Source organism: Spirosoma areae (assembly GCF_054781775.1).
The window spans coordinates 159,637-176,415 of the sequence record NZ_BAAGTT010000043.1; the positions used below are offsets into that span (position 1 = coordinate 159,637).

Consider the following 16,779-nt stretch of genomic DNA (forward strand, 5'->3'; position numbering starts at 1 on the left):
CGGCCACTAATATGACCTTTCCTACTTCCCGAATAGACCTCACTCCCCTCACAACTGCCGTCAATGCTATCCGAGCCGAAGTAGGTAAAGTGATTGTTGGTCAACAGCAAACAGTTGATTTGTTGCTGACTGCCCTGCTTGCCGATGGACACGTTCTGATTGAAGGCGTACCGGGCGTTGCCAAAACGTTGACCGCCAAACTATTAGCTAAAACCATGTCGGTCGGTTTTAGCCGGATTCAGTTCACCCCCGATTTGATGCCCTCCGATGTGCTGGGCACATCCGTTTTCCAGCCCAAAGCGGGCGATTTTGCCTTCAGGCAGGGGCCTATCTTCTCGAACCTCGTTTTGATTGACGAAATCAACCGGGCACCCGCCAAAACACAGGCTGCGCTGTTTGAAGTGATGGAAGAACGGCAGGTTACGAATGATGGCACGACGTACCACCTCCATGAGCCGTTTATGGTGCTGGCCACGCAAAACCCGATTGAACAGGAAGGAACTTACCGGCTTCCCGAAGCTCAGTTAGACCGCTTTCTGTTTAAAGTTGTTGTTGGCTATCCGGCGATGAGCGAAGAAGTAGATATTCTGCGGGGACACCACCAACGCCGGAGCCTTTCCGATGCACTCGATGCGGTTAACGCCGTGCTTACCGCCGATCAACTGGCAGCCCTGCGCGGGCAGGTACATCAGGTGCATGTGGAAGACAAACTGTTCGATTACATCGCGCAGATTGTGCAGGCAACCCGTGCCAACAAATCGCTGTATCTCGGTGCGTCGCCCCGTGCCTCGGTGGCGTTGCTGAACAGCGCCAAAGCCCTTGCTACACTCCGGGGGCGGGATTTTATCACCCCCGAAGATGTGCAGGAGTTAGCCGCGCCCGTGCTGCGCCACCGTGTACTGCTCACCCCCGAACGCGAAATGGAAGGCGGCACCGCCGATGACGTTGTAGCGCAGTTGGTGCAGAAAATTGAGGTGCCGAGGTGAGGGGATGAATAATGTAGAATGTCCAATGAATAATACAAAATCCATAACCGCTTATAGATCTCCACGTCAATCTCCTTCAGGAAAACTGTGGCGCTTCTGCCTTCATTGTACATTATTCATTGTACATTATTCATTCCTCCACGCTCAAACACCCACGCGGGAGCAGTTGACAGGCACCTGGATCGGCGTGCATTCGGAGTGGGATACTGATTTTTTCTGTCCCTTACCGACCTATCTCCAGTTAGATGCCGACAGCACCTATCACCTCGGTATGGTCGATGGGTCGGCCACGAAGCTAACATCGACTTGGGCCGTTCGTGACGAGCGTGTTCGGCTGGATACCATTCATTACGCTTCCCGGCTGGTCGGCGTTCAGGGCGATTTGCTCCGCATTGGCACGAATTATCCGATGGTTTTTCGGCGGTTCAGTACTATAACCATCGATTCGGTTAGCGCGTACCGGCAACTCAGCGGGCGTGTCTGGCAGTCGGACAGCGTGACAATTTCGCTCTACGCAAACGGTCAGGCAAGCTGGGAAAATCGGGCGACTACACGGAGAACTGCTCATTTCTGGCAATTGGCACGGTTTGGCACGTCAGTTTTTCTGGTTATTCGAGGCAATCAGTACAACCGCGACAGTGGCTATAAACCACTTTGGCAATTGAGCAGCCTGTCGGCCAAACAGGTACAGGCTATTGGCTGGACTGGCCATTCAGTAGCTACGGAAACGTTTCGGTTGGTGAGAAATCTATCGCCAGGCGATTCATGCCGCCCCAACGGTTTCCAGACCTGCGACAATTGCTTTAGAAAAATGTGGTACAAATCCTCACTGAGTAGTTTAGACAAACGTTATACCCTGAACCAGCTATTTGCTAAACACTACCAACCGGTAAATCAGACGGGGCAATCGGGCCTGATTCGAATTGACTTTGTCGTTAATTGCGAGGGCCAAAGCGATTTATTCGAGATGAGTGGGTTCGGGGATGATTATTGCCCGACGGTATTTGCCAGCGCGATCACCAACCAATTGCTAACTATTTGCCGTCTGTATGTGGCTACTGACCCGTCTCTGCGTGAACCCGATGACCCTGGTACCCGTCGGCAGGATACAGCGGTTTCTCTAACGTTTCGGCTAAAAGACGGCCGTTTGGTCGATATTTTACCATGAAACAACTGTGGTTTTTCTACTTTTCTCTGCCCATTTCGGTGGCCGCGCAGGATGGCGAGCGGTTTCTCAAATCCTGTGCAAGAACAATGGCTGCAAACCGGTCGTCTCAAACGATGTTTTTTTTCCCGGAAACGCGGGAGAAGATTCGATTAGATACGTTATCGGCTTCGGCAGATAATTATCGCTACCGGGCCTTTAATTACGTCTGGCAACATAACTACGAAAAGGCTTCGCTTTGGTTAGAAAAAACGGCGGCTCTGTATCCCAAAGAACATGGTATCGTTGGCGAATTCTATCTATCCCAGTTGCGGGATTATTCGCGTGCCCTCGTCCACTTCGACGCTCATGACGCCCTAACGCCCGCCTTCGATGACATCGTCGGGTATAATCCCGTGAGTTATATGCGCGGTCTGGCGTATCGGGGTCTTGGCGACCATAAAAAAGCCCTTGAGTTATTTTGCGCTGGCATCGACTCACTGGCCCTCAAACACGGAGCCGAGTGGGTCAACTACAAACATTTCGTTAGCCGGGCGGTGAGTTACATCGCCACACAACAGCCCGAAAAAGCCCTGGCCGACTTAGATAAAGCCCTAAAAAACTTTCCCCGATCAGCAATTGCCCAATACCACCGGGGTCGCGCATTGCTCCAACTCAACCGAACCGCCGAGGCTCGAACCGCGTTTCAGGATGCGTCATTTTTCATTAAAGCTCTGCGCGCCGAACGCACAGGCGATTATGAAGAAGATGGCTTCAACCCAGTGTATGAACCAGAGATAGACGATGCCCTTGCCAACCTGAAACCATCGAGCCATTGAAATTCTTACGTTCGCTCTTTATTGCCACGCGCTTGTGGTTCAGTCTGATAGCGCTTGTGCTGTTATTCGTGGTAGCCTACGCTTTTCCGATTTTGTTTCCGTTGGTGAAAGTGGCGTTCGCCGTTTTTATGGTGCTAACTGGGGTGGATAGCTGGCTTTTATTTCGTGCTCCGAACGGGATTTTCGCCCGGCGAGACGTACCCGACCGCCTGTCGAACGGCGATGAGAATCCGTTATTGATTTACCTCGAAAACCGGTATCCGTTTCGGATCGATGTGGAGGTGATTGACGAAATTCCGTTTCAGTTTCAACGACGCGACGTGCTGTTTCGCGCCCAGCTCAAGCCCCGCGAAACGCAAACCATTCGGTACCAGCTTCGGCCTACCCGCCGGGGTGAGTATAGTTTTGGGGCAATCAATGTCTTTGCCTTATCATCGTTGGGATTAGTAAAACGACGTTATCAGTTTGAGCAGGGCAAACTGGTGGCCGTTTATCCATCGTTTTTACAAATGCGGCAATTTGAACTTTTAGCGGCTACCAACCGCCTGAACGAAATGGGGGTGAAACGCATCCGACGTATTGGGCACAGCATGGAATTTGAGCAGGTGCGACCCTACACCGCCGGCGACGATGTCCGCACGATTAACTGGAAAGCCACATCCCGGCGTAGCGACCCGAGGGGAACAACCTTGATGATTAATGCCTACCAGGACGAACGCTCACAACCGGTTTACTGCCTGATTGACAAAGGACGTGTGATGCAATCTCCATTTGACGGACTAACGCTGCTCGACTATGCCATAAACGCCAGTTTGGTGTTGAGCAATATTGCCCTGCTTAAACAAGACCGCGCCGGTATTCTGACCTTCTCCGACCATATTGGTCAACTGCTCCCCGCTGACCGCCGGACGGGGCAGATGCTCAAAATTCTGGAGTTGCTGTATCGGCAGAAAACACGCTTCCTCGAAACGGATTATGAGAGTTTGTACGCCAGCGTCAGGACGCATATTCGCCAGCGGAGTTTGCTATTACTCTTTACTAACTTCGAGACAGTTAGCGCTATGCACCGCCAGTTGCCGTATTTGCGCCGGTTAGCAAACGACCATTTACTTTTAGTAATTTTTTTCGAAAACACTGAACTCCACAGCCTTCTTAACCAACCTGCCGCTGATACGGAGCAGATTTACCTGAAAACCATTGGCGAAAAATTTGCTTTCGAGAAGAAACAGATTGTGAAAGAGTTAGGCCAATTCGGCATCCAGACCATTCTGACCGCCCCGCAGAATCTGACCGCCAATACGGTGAATAAATACTTAGAGTTGAAAGCGCGGGGAATGATATGAATGGAAATGTGGTGGCAGGTTTGAGAACCTGCCACCACATTTCGTTAGTTATCGCCCAGGCCACCCTTCACCGATTCATAACCGGACTTAAGCCGCCCCATTTCGTTGGCCAGAAAGGTTTGCAACTGGCGATTAAATTCTTCCTTTTCAACATCGGGCAGAGCCGCGTACAGACCTTTCAATTCCTGATTGATAGCGGCTCGCTCGGCATCAGTAGCTGCGTTGATGGAGCGATAGTGGTATTTTCGAAAATCGTATTGTGCCATTCGTCAACTACTCTTCTTCGGGCAGGTTAGCAAAAACTTCGTTGAGGGGGATCTCGAAACCGTCGATATTAATTGGTTGCTCGGGTAATGTATAGACGGTTTCTGTCCAGACATTGATTTGTTCAGTACGCCGGACAACGATAACTTCCCGGTCAAATGGATCAACGAATACGATTTCCTGTACAGATTCCATCTGCTCATATTTGCGTCGTTTAGCACCCAAATCGTAATTGAGGGTTGATTCGGAAAGTACTTCGACAACGATATAGGGATTAGTAATAATTGACCGGGATTTGCCCTGAAAGACGGGTTTACCTTTTATAACCAACACGTCGCCATTGTAATGCCCCTTTCGTCCGTCTTTTCGAATTCCAGCGTTACTGCCAGCTACGTAAATCGGCTTGCCCAGATAAAAACCCGTAAGTAAATAGCCCAACCGAATTACTAAAAGTTCGTGAATTAATCTAGCTAATCCCATTATAATAATCTCTCCATTATGATACTCGACGCGGTAGTCGGTTTCGGAGAGAAAGCCCTCAAACTCTGCCCACGACGCGGGAATACTGACTAATTCTCCTTCTTCAAGCGTCTTTATCTGCTCATCACTCAGCCGTACTTTCTCCAGGACCTGCATACGCCTACTTGTTTTTAGTAAAGATACGATAACCCCTTACAAAGCAAAAGGCCCTTCCTATGCGAAAGAGCCTTGCTTATGATTGTACGCTTGCTTACGATTCCATTAACGCCTGATGCTCCTTTAACCGTTGCTTCTCGATCCGGCCTGATACAATGATGCTTACCTCGTACAGCAGAGCCAGCGGCAAAGCCACCAATACCTGGCTGTAAATATCGGGTGAGGGTGTAATGATACCGGCCACGACCAGAATCACAATCCAGGCATGTTTGCGGTATTCGCGCATAAACTTAGGTGTAAGTACACCCACTTTCGAGAGTACATAGGCAACCATCGGCATCTGAAATATCAGGGCGCACCCTAATGAGAGGGTTACGAGTATACCGATATAGGACGTAATATCGAATTGATTTTTAATATCCGGTGTGATCTGATAATTAGCTAAAAAATTGATAGCCAGGGGAGATACAATAAAATAGCCAAAGAGCAGGCCCAGCAGAAACAGCATCGAGACGAAGAAAACAGCCCCACGTGCCGCCTGCTTTTCAACATTGCGAAGCCCCGGCTTAATGAACCGCCACACCTCCCAAAAGGCGTAGGGGAAGGCAAAGCATAAACCAATAATCAACGAGGAGGTAAGAGCCATCGTGAACTGATCCGATACGCCAAGTGCCTGTAGTTCGAAGTTGAGTTTTTTCACGCACAAATCTGCATAACCCGTCATATCCGACAGTTTACACATCATCCGGTACGTCCAGAAATTAGGGCTTTTAGGACCCATAATCACTGTCTGAAAAATTTCTTCTATGTAGACAAAGGCAATAATGGCAAACACAAAAATGGACCCAACGGCCCGGATGATGTGCCAGCGAAGTTCTTCGAGATGGTCCAGAAAGGACATCTCTTTGCCTTCAGTATCAATTTCTTCGTCGGTCAGTTGGTCGAGAGGCATTGTTCAAAGAGTGAAAGAGTGAAAGAGCGGCTGAATGATTCGCGACTTGTTTTTCGCTCTTTCACTCTTTCGCTCTTTAATCCTGTTAACTTTTATAGAGCGGAAATGCGTTCATCCACTCGTTGATTTCTTCTTTAACGGTCGAAATAACCGCTTCGTTGTCGTGGTTCATCAGCACCTTGTCGATATATACGACGATTTGCTCCATGTCCGATTGGTTCAGCCCGCGCGTGGTCATGGCTGCCGTGCCAACGCGCATACCCGACGTAACCATTGGCGACTTGTCGTCAAAGGGAACCATGTTTTTGTTGATGGTGATGTCGGCCTTAATAAGTGTATTCTCAGCTAATTTACCCGTCAGCCGGGAGGCCGTACCCCCCTTCGAGCGCAAATCAATCAGCATCAGGTGGTTATCTGTTCCGCCCGAAATAATCTGGTAGCCCCGGTTCAGGAAGGCGGTGGCCATTGCCTGCGCGTTGGCTTTCACCTGAACGGCATAATCATAGAAATCCTCGGTTAAGGCTTCGCCGAAACCAACCGCTTTAGCCGCGATGATGTGTTCCAGCGGCCCACCCTGCGTACCCGGAAACACGCCCGAATCCAGCAGGGACGACATCAGCCGCGTCTCCCCTTTTTGAGTTTTGATGCCAAACGGATTTTCAAAGTCATTCCGCATTAGAATAATACCGCCCCGCGAACCGCGCAGGGTTTTGTGAGTAGTAGTGGTCACAATGTGCGCGTGAGCCAGCGGGTCATTGAGTAAGCCTTTGGCAATCAGCCCCGCCGGGTGCGACACATCGGCTAACAGAAGCGCTCCTACTTCGTCGGCAATGGCGCGAAGCCGGGCATAATCCCAGTCGCGGCTATAGGCCGAAGCACCACAAATAAGCATTTTGGGCCGCTCGCGTTTGGCCGTTTCTTCAACAGTATCGTAGTTGATAACGCCCGTTTCCCGCTCCACCCCGTAAAATGTTGGACGAAAATATTTACCCGAAATATTCACCGGCGACCCGTGCGTGAGGTGCCCGCCGTGCGAGAGATCGAAGCCCAGAATGGTATCGCCCGGATGCAGACACGCCAGAAACACCGCCGTATTGGCCTGCGCTCCCGAATGTGGCTGTACGTTTACCCAGGTAGCGCCGAAAAGTTCTTTGGCGCGGTCGATGGCAATCTGCTCAATCTGGTCAACCACTTCGCAACCGCCATAATAGCGTTTGCCGGGCAAGCCCTCCGCATATTTATTGGTCAGCACACTCCCGGCCGCTTCCATCACGGCAGGCGACACAAAGTTTTCGGAAGCAATCAACTCAATGCCCGACTCCTGCCGGTGTTGTTCTTTGGCAATCAGGTCGAACACCTGCGTATCGCGGGTGGTAGAGGTGACGGTCGTCATCAGTCTGAACAGTTTATGTACTTGATTATCTGGTTGATTGGTAAACTTTCAATCAGCCAACGGGTAGCCAGTCAACCAGTTTAACACCACAAATGTACGGCGGAAAATGGTAGCATGGGGAAGATTTTCCGGGTAAAAAAGACGAACGCACTTAGGTCTGATACCTATGCAATACGGGTCCCATTATTTTCCTTTTGCCACCAGTTGGTATTGAAACGGTGTCAGGCCGGTGCTGAGTTTAAACTGCCGGTGAAAATGTGAGCTATTCGTAAACCCGCACTCGAGGCCCACTTGTCCAATGCTTAAATCAAGCGTAGCCAGCAGTTTACGGGCATGGCTAATCCGCAGTTCATTCAGGTATTCGATAAATGTTTTTCGGGTGCGTTTCTTAAAATACCGACAGAAAGCCGCCGGAACCATCCCGGCTACCGAAGCAATCTGCCCGGTCCGAATATCGTCCCGGAAATTAGTCAGCATATACTCCAACACCCGTTTCATCCGCTCGGTTTCAGCGATGCCTGGGGCTAATTGATACCCATCGCTGGCCAGCATATGCGCGTTCGGATCGGTAGCCAACTGGTTTAAAATTGCCAGAAAGCTCAGTAACTGGGGCAAGTTAGTTTGTTCGGTCAATTGCCTCATCATTGTACCAGCTACCTGACTGACGCCCGAGCTGAATCGTAATCCATATCGGGCACGCTGAAGCAACTGCCGCACAAGAGCCGATTCGGGGATAGCTGCCAGTACCCGTTCATCAAATGAAGCCGGACACTGCACGACTATCGACTCGGCCTGACAATGAGGCTTAGTCTGATAAAACTCATCATCATTCCGCCAGAAGTGCGGCAAATCGGGACCAAGCAACACTAAATCACCTGCCTGAAATGGTTCGACATGGTCGCCCACAAACCGCTGTCCATGACTGCTCACAATGTAGGTTAATTCGTACTCTGGATGATAATGCCAGGGCGCGTCGAAATATGGCAATCGAAACCGCCGAACCAGCAGGGAGCTTTGCTCACTAACCAGAATCTTCTCAAACAGAGCCTTCACTGAAGTAACTTATTTTAACGTGTCAATCGAACAATATTGAACAAATAGGTCAAAATTATACATAAATCGGTAAAACTGCTGCGTATAGCCATCAAAATGACCGGCTACTTTTGCATTGACTTAACTAAGTTTTATTAACCTTTTTTACGCTAACATCAGCTACTCATGGAAGCTACCATTGCTAAGAAAACACGCCTGAACGAATTGAACACACCCTACACCGTTAGCCCGGAGGCCATCTCATTTTACCAACAGCATGGGTATGTTAAACTTAAACAGGTACTAAGCCCCGCCGTTCTGGCCTACTACGGCGACATCATAACCGGCCTGGTTTTTAGGCTCAACACGCTCATTAAACCAATGGACGAGCGCACCACCTATGAACGGGCATTTCTGCAAATTATGAACCTGTGGCGCGAAGACGAGCAGGCGAAAGAATTCGTTTTCTCGGAGCGATTAGCCAAAATTGCAGCAGACCTGATGGGCGTTGAAGGCGTTCGACTTTATCACGACCAGGCGTTGTATAAAGAACCATCGGGCGGCATTACCCCCTGGCATGCCGACCAGTTCTATTGGCCGCTGGCATCGCCACACACCGTAACGGTCTGGATTCCGTTGCAGAAAACGCCGATGGAAATGGGACCCTTAGCCTTTGCCGAAGGCAGTCAGCACGTTGAAATTGGGCGCGACCTGGAAATTAGTGATGACAGCGAAAAAATCCTCGCCGACGAATTACAGAAGCAGAACTTTACTGTTCACGACACGCCCTTCGACCTCGGCGAAGTAAGTTACCATGCAGGCTGGACCTTCCACCGGGCCGGGCCAAACCTTTCGGACCGTCCGCGCAAGGTAATGACCATGATTTATATGGATAAAGACCAGATTGTCATACAGCCGCGCAACCAATATCAGTTTGCCGACCACGCTAAATGGCTTGATAACATTCCTGTCGGCAACAAGCCTCAGAGTGCCCTGAACCCGGTTTTATTTAGCTATTAGTCAGTTTTTAACAGCGAATAGTCGTCAGTTGATAGTGGGTCAAGTTATAAACCCATCATCAACTGACGACTATTAATTTTTTATGGAAATATTTTTGGGGTATTTCTGTTGTCTTACCAAACCATCACTTACCCAAAGCGGTATGAAATCAATTCTTACGCTTGTGGTGTGGCTCTTGCTACCCCTTGCTACGTTTGCCCAGATTCTTAAACCAGTTACCTGGACATATAAGCCAGCCAAGTCGTCAGCCAAAGTTGGTGAGATAGTCGAACTACGGTTTACGGCATCTATTCAGGGAGGTTATCATATTTACTCTTCAGAAGTAAACCCTAAAATTGATGGCCCCCTGCCAACGGTCATTAAGTTCACACCCAACAAAACCTATGAATTGGTTGGGAAGATAAAACCAGTTAGTAAAGTAGAAACCAAATTTGAAGAGGCCTTCGAGGGTGATACCTACGTAATGCATGGTCCGGCACTATTCTCCCAACGCGTTAAAATCCTTAACGACAAGCCAATTATTGAGGGGACCATTGACTATCAGACCTGCACAGACAAGGATGGTCAATGTATACCGGGTAATGATGATTTCGCTATTACAGACTTATTTGTTACTGCTGCAACAACTCAGACAACAGCCGTAGCCTCAACCCCCAAAGCAGTCTCGGTCGTCACGAAACCGGCTTCCGAGACCGCCGTTGCGGCCATTACACCGGCTTCCGCAGCGACGACTACGAAAGCCGCCGAACAACCCAAACCCATCCTCTCAGAAACGGGCAAAAAACCGGACTTATATATAGATGAGTCCGGCACCAAATCAGATGGTTCTTTAGGCGGTTTTTTGCTGGCCGCTTTTCTATCGGGTTTAGTTGCGTTGCTGACGCCCTGTGTATTCCCAATTATTCCGGCAACGGTTAGTTTTTTCACAAATCAACAGGGTGGGCAGTGGAAAGCGTTACTGTATGGGGCGTTCATTATCGGTATTTATGTACTGATTGGCACGGTTGTGTCGCGGTTTAACGGCCCGGCTTTTGCCAATTTTGTCAGCACGCACTGGCTACCGAATATTTTATTTTTTGCTATTTTCTTCATTTTCGGACTTTCATTTCTGGGCCTTTTCGAGATTGTTTTGCCGAATTCGCTCATTAACCAGGCTGACGCCCGGTCGGAGAAGGGCGGTATTGCGGGTATTTTTTTCATGGCTTTCACACTCGTGCTGGTATCCTTTTCCTGCACCGGGCCAATTGTGGGGAGTTTGTTAGTTGCTTCGGCGGGTGGCGAGGTTATCAAGCCGATTCTGGGAATGGCAGCATTTTCGTCGGCCTTTGCTGTGCCATTCACGCTGTTTGCCGCTTTTCCGCAATGGCTCAAAAATCTGCCCCGGTCTGGAGGCTGGCTTAATTCAGTAAAAGTTGTACTTGGTTTTCTGGAAGTGGCCCTCGCGCTCAAATTTCTGAGCGTTGCCGACCAGGTTTACCATTGGCACCTGCTCGACCGCGAAGTGTTCCTGTCGATGTGGATTGTCATTTTCGCCCTGATTGGTTTTTACTTCCTGGGCAAACTTCGCCTGCCGCACGACAGCGAGACCAAGTTTATCAGCGTGCAGAAGCTGCTTTTAGCGATTATAACCTTCTCCTTTGTGGTGTATATGATTCCGGGTTTGTGGGGCGCGCCCCTAAAAGCCTTATCGGGTTATCTGCCACCGGAAACCTCACAGGATTTCAATTTGCATAATCAGGTTACCCTTAGTGGTTCGCCATCGGCAGGAAATCGGTTATCGGATGCCGAAAACGTTAAATATGCTGACCTATTTCATTTCCCGCGTGGTTTGCAGGGATTTTTCGACTACAAACAGGCGTTAGCGTATTCTAAAAAAGTCAATAAACCGGTATTTATTGACTTCACGGGGCATGGCTGCGTGAACTGCCGCGAGATGGAAGCCCGCGTCTGGTCAGACCCGGCTGTGATGTCGCGACTGCAAAACGATTTCGTGCTGGTAGCGCTTTACGTAGACGACAAAACTGAACTCCCCGAAGCCGACTGGTACACCTCGACCTACGACCAGAAAGTCAAGAAGAGCATTGGTGCCCAAAATGCCGATTTACAGATTACGAAATATAATAATAATGCTCAGCCGCATTATTGTTTAGTGAACGGCGAGGGGCAACTGCTCGTAACCCCTAAAAACTACGACCGCGACGTGGCAAATTTCGTAGCATTTCTGGAGTCGGGGAAAGCGAAATTTTAGAGGGAATTAACCATAACCACGAATCCTGCTGATAGTATAACGGTACGCACCAGTGAATATACTTTTTGTTTGTAGCCGAAACCAATGGCGAAGCCCAACTGCCGAAGCCCTTTATAAAAACCATCCGGTTCATCATGTAAAATCCGCAGGCACAGAACCGTCTGCCCGAATTAAACTAACGTCTAAGCTTGTTGAATGGGCGGATTTGGTTTTTGTGATGGAAAAGCGACATAAGCAACGAGTGACCGATAAATTTCCTGACGCAATTAAGCGCAAACAAATTATTGTCCTTGATATTGCTGATGACTACGGCTACATGGATGAAGAACTAATTGACGCTATAAAAGCCTCTGTTTCGCCTTATTTAGATCATACCGACGAACAAAAAATCCCCGCCAGACTCTGACGGGGATTTTTTGTTAGTACTAATTTCTGATTAAACAACCGTCTTTGCCCGAACAGCTTGTGCCTGTACCATTTCCAGATCTGGCACCGATTGGTCGGCAACGGTCACGCGGCCCCGTTCTTTGCGAACAATGCGCGAGAAGAGCGAAATCTCCTGGTCGAACAGGAACCGGAAGAACAACCGAACGAAGGATGTATGGTATTTGAGGGTCTCATAATATTCGGGAGCTGATTTCTTAATTTCCGGTAATTTATTCCAGGGAATCGACGGGAAATCGTGGTGTTCATTATGGAAGCCAACGTTCAGATTCGGCACATTAAGCCGACCGTAATAGCTGTATGTCTCCTGCTCCGGGTCGAGCGTCAGAAAATGCTCCTGAATCCAGCGTGCGCCCAGCGGGTGAAAACCAATCGAGAAAAACAGGCACAACACCATGAATATTAGAGCCTTCCAGCCGAACAGGACGATAATCACTGCATCGAACGCTAACTGTACCACAACATTGGCCACTGTCCACTTGTCAATTACGGCTAATTCGCGCATTCTAAGCAAGCGAATCGTCTGAAAAATAGGAAACAAGAGCAGCCACAGGGCCTTGCCAATGAAGTAATTATTAATGAGCCGGGCTTCATACCAATCGGGCAAATCGGCATCCAGCTCATGAACGCCCTGAAAAGCGTGGTGCTTGATGTGAAAATTTTTGAACGACAATGCCGTTGGCAATCCCGTTGGCAGGTTGGCCAGAATAGCAGCCCACATATTGGCCGACGGTTTACGGAAAATCAGATTATGAGCCGCTTCGTGAATGCACACGAACAGTGTATGCGCGGGAAAGGCCCCAATAAACCAGGCCGCTGCCACCACGATCCACCACGATTGGTCGCGGACGAGCCAGGCCAGCCCCGTCATCAAAATGACACACCCGACAATAACCCAGAACGTCGTTGGGTTTTTCTGGCCGATTAGTTTTTTGATTTCGGGGTGCGATTTCAGGATTTGCCGGGTGCGAATACGGTGGGGTTCAGAAGCGTTCGAACGAACAAAATCAGTTAAGATTGCCATAGATGAGGTGTCGCCGGTACAACGGGGCCGCCCGCGCGGTTCGGTAAAAATGAACAGTAAAATTAACACATTTTTACTAAGCTACCGAAATTCCCGGATTTTAATCATAATCGTTTGATGCCAACAAGAAAGGCGGAGCTAAACAGCCCCGCCTTTACTGATTCAGGTTGATTCAATAAAATAATAAATGGTGGATTGGAAAGAAGTTAATACCCTATTGGGAAAGAATATCCTACTGAGACGGCCACGCCACGATTTCGGACGTTAACGTTTACAACCGGAACCTGTATCTGGCGGGTGAAGCCGTGCGTGTAGCGCCCTTCGATAAAGAACTTCCCGGCACCAGCATCCATCGAGAGGCCAAGCCCGCCCACGGCGCCCACATCCCAACGGCTCAGCATTTCGCCATAGTTCACATCGACGTCAAACGGTTTGGTTGTTACGAGCGCCGAAGCACGGGTGCGAATGCGCCCATCGAGGGCATAACTTACGGCAGGGCCGGCAATCAGGTAGGGCTGAACCGGTCCATCGCTTAAATTAACTTTGGCCAGTAGTGGAATTTCAAGATTTTGAGATTGATAAGCAACCGTAGCACCCAGTGGGAGGCTAAAGCCGCCTATCTTCACGTCAAAGCCTTCTTTTATGGCAACGCCCTTCTGCACATAAGCTATTTCGGGGCGGAATGAGATGCGGTCGCTAATCGGAAAATCCAGGAATATAGCACCGGTTGGGCCAGTTGTCGAGTGAAAATCGGGCGTCAGGCTACCTAAGTAGTCAGGTTTGGAAGCGAAGCCCCAATTGGCGCCACCCCGAATACCGACCTGAACCTGAGCGAACGAAGTTTGAGTAGCAATTAAGCCTAAAAAGGCAATGACACCGGCAAGCACAATACGTTTCATGGTTTTGAAGGGAAAAATTGAGTTGAAAAAATGTGAACCTGAACTTGATTGTGTAAACCGTCGGCGATAGGCAAATAGGGTTGTTTATTGGCTAATTCGTTTATTAGAGGCAACCATACTGGAAAGGATTAATCAGCTGAGAAAAAATTTGTGGTTTCGACAGGGTAAGACTTATGGAGACTACTATTTTCTAACTTATTTCTTTCGTGGAGAGACCAGTTGTATTTTTTCTTGAAAACATTGCAGCGGTCTTGTAACTTTACCAGTTGCCTGTATTCCTTAACCTGCCAATGAAGTATATTAAGCCAACCAAGTATAGTTACCTGCCTACGTTTCTGATGCCAGTGGATATACTCGGCCTGTTTGAGTGCGACCCCTTTGGTAACTCTTTATTGATCAGGCGCTTTATCATTGGTCTGGTAGGCTGGCTGACCTATGCCCGCTATACGGTTGTGAACCGGATTCAGATCGAGGGGACCGAAAATTTAGAGAATCTGCCCATCAACAACGTCTTGTTCCTGTCGAATCACCAGACCTACTTTGCCGACGTTATTGCGTTTTTTCATATATTCTGTGCCGTAAAGTGGGGATTTCAGAATACGCTGTTACCACCCATGTATTTATTGGGACCCCGCGCCCGGCAATACTACGTGGCCGCGTCAGAAACCATGAAAAAAGGCATTGTACCGCGCGTTTTTGCTGCGGGTGGCGCCCTCACCATTGAACGGTCGTGGCGAGCTGAAGGGCGAGAAGTGCAGCGGTCAGTCGATAATACCGCAAACGAAAAAATTGCCAAAGCGCTGGCCCATGGTTGGGTAGTTAGCTTTCCGCAGGGCACCACGACGCCCTATGCACCTATTCGGAAAGGAACGGGTCACCTTATCAAAACCAATGAACCCATTGTAATACCAGTGGTTATCAATGGCTTCCGGCGGGCCTTCGACAAGAAAGGACTGCGTTTCAAAAAGCGAAACACCCTCCTGACTGTCCAATTTAAAGCGCCACTTGAGTATAGCCCTGACGATACAGTCGACGATATTGTTGCCAGAGTCCGCCACGCCATCGAGCAAGACGCCCCGGAGTGGATGAAAGAGGAGTTATAACCCTACCACTTTATGATTAATTTAAAGGAGCCAGCGCAGAAAAATATAGAGAGTAAAGGATAATAACACCGAAACGGGAAGCGTCAGCACCCAGGCAAGGGCAATGTTCCGAACCGTGCCAGCCTGTAGATTTTTAATGCCTTTATTGGCCACCATACTGCCCGCAATTCCCGACGAAAGTACATGCGTTGTGCTAACCGGCAGTTTCAGCCACGAAGCCAGACCGATCATACCGGCTGCTACTAACTCCGCCGAAGCACCCTGTGCATAGGTTAGGTGTTGCTTACCGATTTTCTCGCCAACAGTTACTACAATCCTACGCCAGCCAATCATTGTGCCAAGCCCCAGCGAGACGGCAATCATCAGGATAACCCACAAAGGCGCGTAGTCGGTAAACCGACGCAGGCCGCTCTCTTCGCTTAGGCTCTTTTTTAGTACAGCCAATTGATTAGGGCTGAGGTTTGCACCTTCATCATCGGCAATTTTATTCATGTTGCTGTTAATCAGCAGCAGATCACGACGAACATCGAGACGTTTTGCCTGCGGGATTTTCGCGTCGGCGAGTGGCGTGTTGACTAACGCTTTTAATTCAACCAGTTCAGTACGGGTGCGGGCAAGTCGTTGGCGGTTAACAGATGAAAGCTGGTTCGAGTCCAACACAGCAATCGTTTGTTCGATACCAGTAATATTCGGCTGTAGCAAACGCGGGTCGAGGTTGGGCTTAACGGCAAAGTGATAGGGCACAATACCGATCAGGATGAGCATAATCAACCCTACACCTTTCTGCCCGTCGTTGCTTCCATGAAAAAAGCTGACCAATGAACAGGTAACAATTAGAATGGCCCGAATCCAGGCTGGTGGCGGTGCATTTTTCTTGGGTTCCTTAAATAACTGGTCTTTGGTTTCCTGTGGTACCAACCGCCGAATCAGAAACATCAGCAAAATAACCAAGCTAAAGCCAAGTAAAGGCGACAATAGCAAGGCTTCGCCCGTTTCGATGGCTTTCTCCCAGTTCACGGCCGACCCGGTTTTATTATCGGGCATTGTCGCAAAAGCAAGTCCCACACCCAAAATTGAGCCAATCAATGTATGCGAACTCGAACTGGGTAAGCCAAAATACCAGGTGCCGAGGTTCCAGATAATGGCACTGAGCAGCAATGCCATCACCATCGCTACGCTGTGATATACGTTTTGATCGACCAGCAGCTCAACCGGCAGCAGGTTGACAATACCCATTGCTACGCCAATACCGCCCAGCAGAACACCAGTGAAATTGCAAATCCCCGACCACACAACGGCGACCGTCGGTTTCAGCGAATTGGTGTAAATAACGGTAGCAACGGCGTTGGCGGTATCGTGGAAACCATTGACAAATTCAAAGGCGCAGGCAGCGAAGAGGCTGATAAAGAGGAGGATAAAAACATCCGTTTCTAATCCAAACATGGGTGGGTG

Annotated in this window: 16 protein-coding genes; 8 read left to right on the top strand and 8 right to left on the bottom strand. The window is 49.3% G+C overall.

The window, feature by feature from the left end; all coding sequences use genetic code 11:
* Nucleotides 1-11: 11 nt before the first annotated feature.
* The 4 genes from ACYVI1_RS26860 to ACYVI1_RS26875 all read left to right on the top strand — a co-directional run bounded on the left by ACYVI1_RS26860 (nucleotide 12) and on the right by ACYVI1_RS26875 (nucleotide 4,312).
* Nucleotides 12-986, top strand: a complete 975-nt coding sequence (locus ACYVI1_RS26860; protein WP_460914160.1) for an AAA family ATPase — start codon at nucleotides 12-14, stop codon at nucleotides 984-986.
* A 166-nt stretch (nucleotides 987-1,152) separates the two neighbouring features.
* Nucleotides 1,153-2,154, top strand: coding sequence for a hypothetical protein (locus tag ACYVI1_RS26865; RefSeq protein ID WP_460914161.1), 1,002 nt, complete (start codon nucleotides 1,153-1,155; stop codon nucleotides 2,152-2,154).
* On the top strand, nucleotides 2,151-2,969 hold the full coding sequence (locus tag ACYVI1_RS26870; protein WP_460914163.1) for a tetratricopeptide repeat protein: 819 nt from the start codon (nucleotides 2,151-2,153) through the stop codon (nucleotides 2,967-2,969). The genes ACYVI1_RS26865 and ACYVI1_RS26870 overlap by 4 nt, the downstream gene beginning before the upstream one ends.
* Nucleotides 2,966-4,312 (top strand): DUF58 domain-containing protein, encoded by a 1,347-nt coding sequence (locus tag ACYVI1_RS26875; RefSeq protein ID WP_460914164.1) that lies wholly within the window; start codon nucleotides 2,966-2,968, stop codon nucleotides 4,310-4,312. The genes ACYVI1_RS26870 and ACYVI1_RS26875 overlap by 4 nt, the downstream gene beginning before the upstream one ends.
* A gap of 44 nt (nucleotides 4,313-4,356) precedes the next feature.
* On the opposite strand, the gene ACYVI1_RS26880 is transcribed toward ACYVI1_RS26875, so the two are convergent.
* The 5 genes from ACYVI1_RS26880 to ACYVI1_RS26900 all read right to left on the bottom strand — a co-directional run bounded on the left by ACYVI1_RS26880 (nucleotide 4,357) and on the right by ACYVI1_RS26900 (nucleotide 8,610).
* A complete protein-coding gene (locus ACYVI1_RS26880; RefSeq protein WP_460914166.1) occupies nucleotides 4,357-4,578 on the bottom strand; it encodes a hypothetical protein in 222 nt (73 codons plus the stop codon).
* Between the two features lie 7 nt (nucleotides 4,579-4,585).
* A complete protein-coding gene (locus ACYVI1_RS26885) occupies nucleotides 4,586-5,212 on the bottom strand; it encodes a Uma2 family endonuclease (protein ID WP_460914168.1) in 627 nt (208 codons plus the stop codon).
* Nucleotides 5,213-5,306: 94 nt separating this feature from the next.
* Nucleotides 5,307-6,164, bottom strand: coding sequence for a twin-arginine translocase subunit TatC (gene tatC / locus ACYVI1_RS26890; protein WP_460914171.1), 858 nt, complete (start codon nucleotides 6,162-6,164; stop codon nucleotides 5,307-5,309).
* A gap of 85 nt (nucleotides 6,165-6,249) precedes the next feature.
* Nucleotides 6,250-7,557: a serine hydroxymethyltransferase gene (locus ACYVI1_RS26895; protein WP_460914173.1), complete on the bottom strand. Its 1,308-nt coding sequence runs from the start codon at nucleotides 7,555-7,557 to the stop codon at nucleotides 6,250-6,252.
* Between the two features lie 183 nt (nucleotides 7,558-7,740).
* The gene (locus ACYVI1_RS26900; RefSeq protein ID WP_460914175.1) at nucleotides 7,741-8,610 is read right to left on the bottom strand and encodes a cupin domain-containing protein; all 870 of its coding nucleotides are present in this window, start codon (nucleotides 8,608-8,610) and stop codon (nucleotides 7,741-7,743) included.
* Between the two features lie 165 nt (nucleotides 8,611-8,775).
* Between ACYVI1_RS26900 and ACYVI1_RS26905 the strand changes: the two genes are divergently transcribed.
* From ACYVI1_RS26905 to ACYVI1_RS26915, 3 genes are all read left to right on the top strand, one after another.
* Complete coding sequence (locus tag ACYVI1_RS26905; protein ID WP_460914178.1) at nucleotides 8,776-9,609, top strand: phytanoyl-CoA dioxygenase family protein; 834 nt, start codon at nucleotides 8,776-8,778, stop codon at nucleotides 9,607-9,609.
* A 142-nt stretch (nucleotides 9,610-9,751) separates the two neighbouring features.
* Complete coding sequence (locus ACYVI1_RS26910) at nucleotides 9,752-11,857, top strand: protein-disulfide reductase DsbD family protein (protein ID WP_460914181.1); 2,106 nt, start codon at nucleotides 9,752-9,754, stop codon at nucleotides 11,855-11,857.
* Between the two features lie 52 nt (nucleotides 11,858-11,909).
* Complete coding sequence (locus tag ACYVI1_RS26915; RefSeq protein ID WP_460914183.1) at nucleotides 11,910-12,263, top strand: low molecular weight protein tyrosine phosphatase family protein; 354 nt, start codon at nucleotides 11,910-11,912, stop codon at nucleotides 12,261-12,263.
* Between the two features lie 30 nt (nucleotides 12,264-12,293).
* On the opposite strand, the gene ACYVI1_RS26920 is transcribed toward ACYVI1_RS26915, so the two are convergent.
* Nucleotides 12,294-13,325, bottom strand: a complete 1,032-nt coding sequence (locus tag ACYVI1_RS26920) for a fatty acid desaturase (RefSeq protein ID WP_460914185.1) — start codon at nucleotides 13,323-13,325, stop codon at nucleotides 12,294-12,296.
* A gap of 206 nt (nucleotides 13,326-13,531) precedes the next feature.
* Nucleotides 13,532-14,224, bottom strand: a complete 693-nt coding sequence (locus ACYVI1_RS26925) for a porin family protein (RefSeq protein ID WP_460914187.1) — start codon at nucleotides 14,222-14,224, stop codon at nucleotides 13,532-13,534.
* A 290-nt stretch (nucleotides 14,225-14,514) separates the two neighbouring features.
* Here ACYVI1_RS26925 and ACYVI1_RS26930 point away from each other — a divergent pair, with 290 nt between their 5' ends.
* Nucleotides 14,515-15,327 carry a lysophospholipid acyltransferase family protein gene (locus ACYVI1_RS26930; RefSeq protein ID WP_460914189.1) on the top strand — a complete coding sequence of 271 codons (813 nt, stop codon included), beginning with the start codon at nucleotides 14,515-14,517 and terminating at the stop codon, nucleotides 15,325-15,327.
* Nucleotides 15,328-15,348: 21 nt separating this feature from the next.
* Here ACYVI1_RS26930 and ACYVI1_RS26935 read toward each other — a convergent pair whose 3' ends face one another.
* Nucleotides 15,349-16,770, bottom strand: a complete 1,422-nt coding sequence (locus ACYVI1_RS26935) for an inorganic phosphate transporter (RefSeq protein ID WP_460914191.1) — start codon at nucleotides 16,768-16,770, stop codon at nucleotides 15,349-15,351.
* Nucleotides 16,771-16,779 lie beyond the last annotated feature (9 nt).

Coding starts and splice junctions, on each gene's coding strand:
- ACYVI1_RS26905 (WP_460914178.1), top strand. CDS start 8,776: ATGGAAGCTACCATTGCTAAGAAAACACGCCTGAACGAATTGAACACA.
- ACYVI1_RS26870 (WP_460914163.1), top strand. CDS start 2,151: ATGAAACAACTGTGGTTTTTCTACTTTTCTCTGCCCATTTCGGTGGCC.
- ACYVI1_RS26920 (WP_460914185.1), bottom strand. CDS start 13,325: ATGGCAATCTTAACTGATTTTGTTCGTTCGAACGCTTCTGAACCCCAC.
- ACYVI1_RS26860 (WP_460914160.1), top strand. CDS start 12: ATGACCTTTCCTACTTCCCGAATAGACCTCACTCCCCTCACAACTGCC.
- tatC (WP_460914171.1), bottom strand. CDS start 6,164: ATGCCTCTCGACCAACTGACCGACGAAGAAATTGATACTGAAGGCAAA.
- ACYVI1_RS26895 (WP_460914173.1), bottom strand. CDS start 7,557: ATGACGACCGTCACCTCTACCACCCGCGATACGCAGGTGTTCGACCTG.
- ACYVI1_RS26935 (WP_460914191.1), bottom strand. CDS start 16,770: ATGTTTGGATTAGAAACGGATGTTTTTATCCTCCTCTTTATCAGCCTC.
- ACYVI1_RS26930 (WP_460914189.1), top strand. CDS start 14,515: ATGAAGTATATTAAGCCAACCAAGTATAGTTACCTGCCTACGTTTCTG.
- ACYVI1_RS26925 (WP_460914187.1), bottom strand. CDS start 14,224: ATGAAACGTATTGTGCTTGCCGGTGTCATTGCCTTTTTAGGCTTAATT.
- ACYVI1_RS26880 (WP_460914166.1), bottom strand. CDS start 4,578: ATGGCACAATACGATTTTCGAAAATACCACTATCGCTCCATCAACGCA.
- ACYVI1_RS26885 (WP_460914168.1), bottom strand. CDS start 5,212: ATGCAGGTCCTGGAGAAAGTACGGCTGAGTGATGAGCAGATAAAGACG.
- ACYVI1_RS26910 (WP_460914181.1), top strand. CDS start 9,752: ATGAAATCAATTCTTACGCTTGTGGTGTGGCTCTTGCTACCCCTTGCT.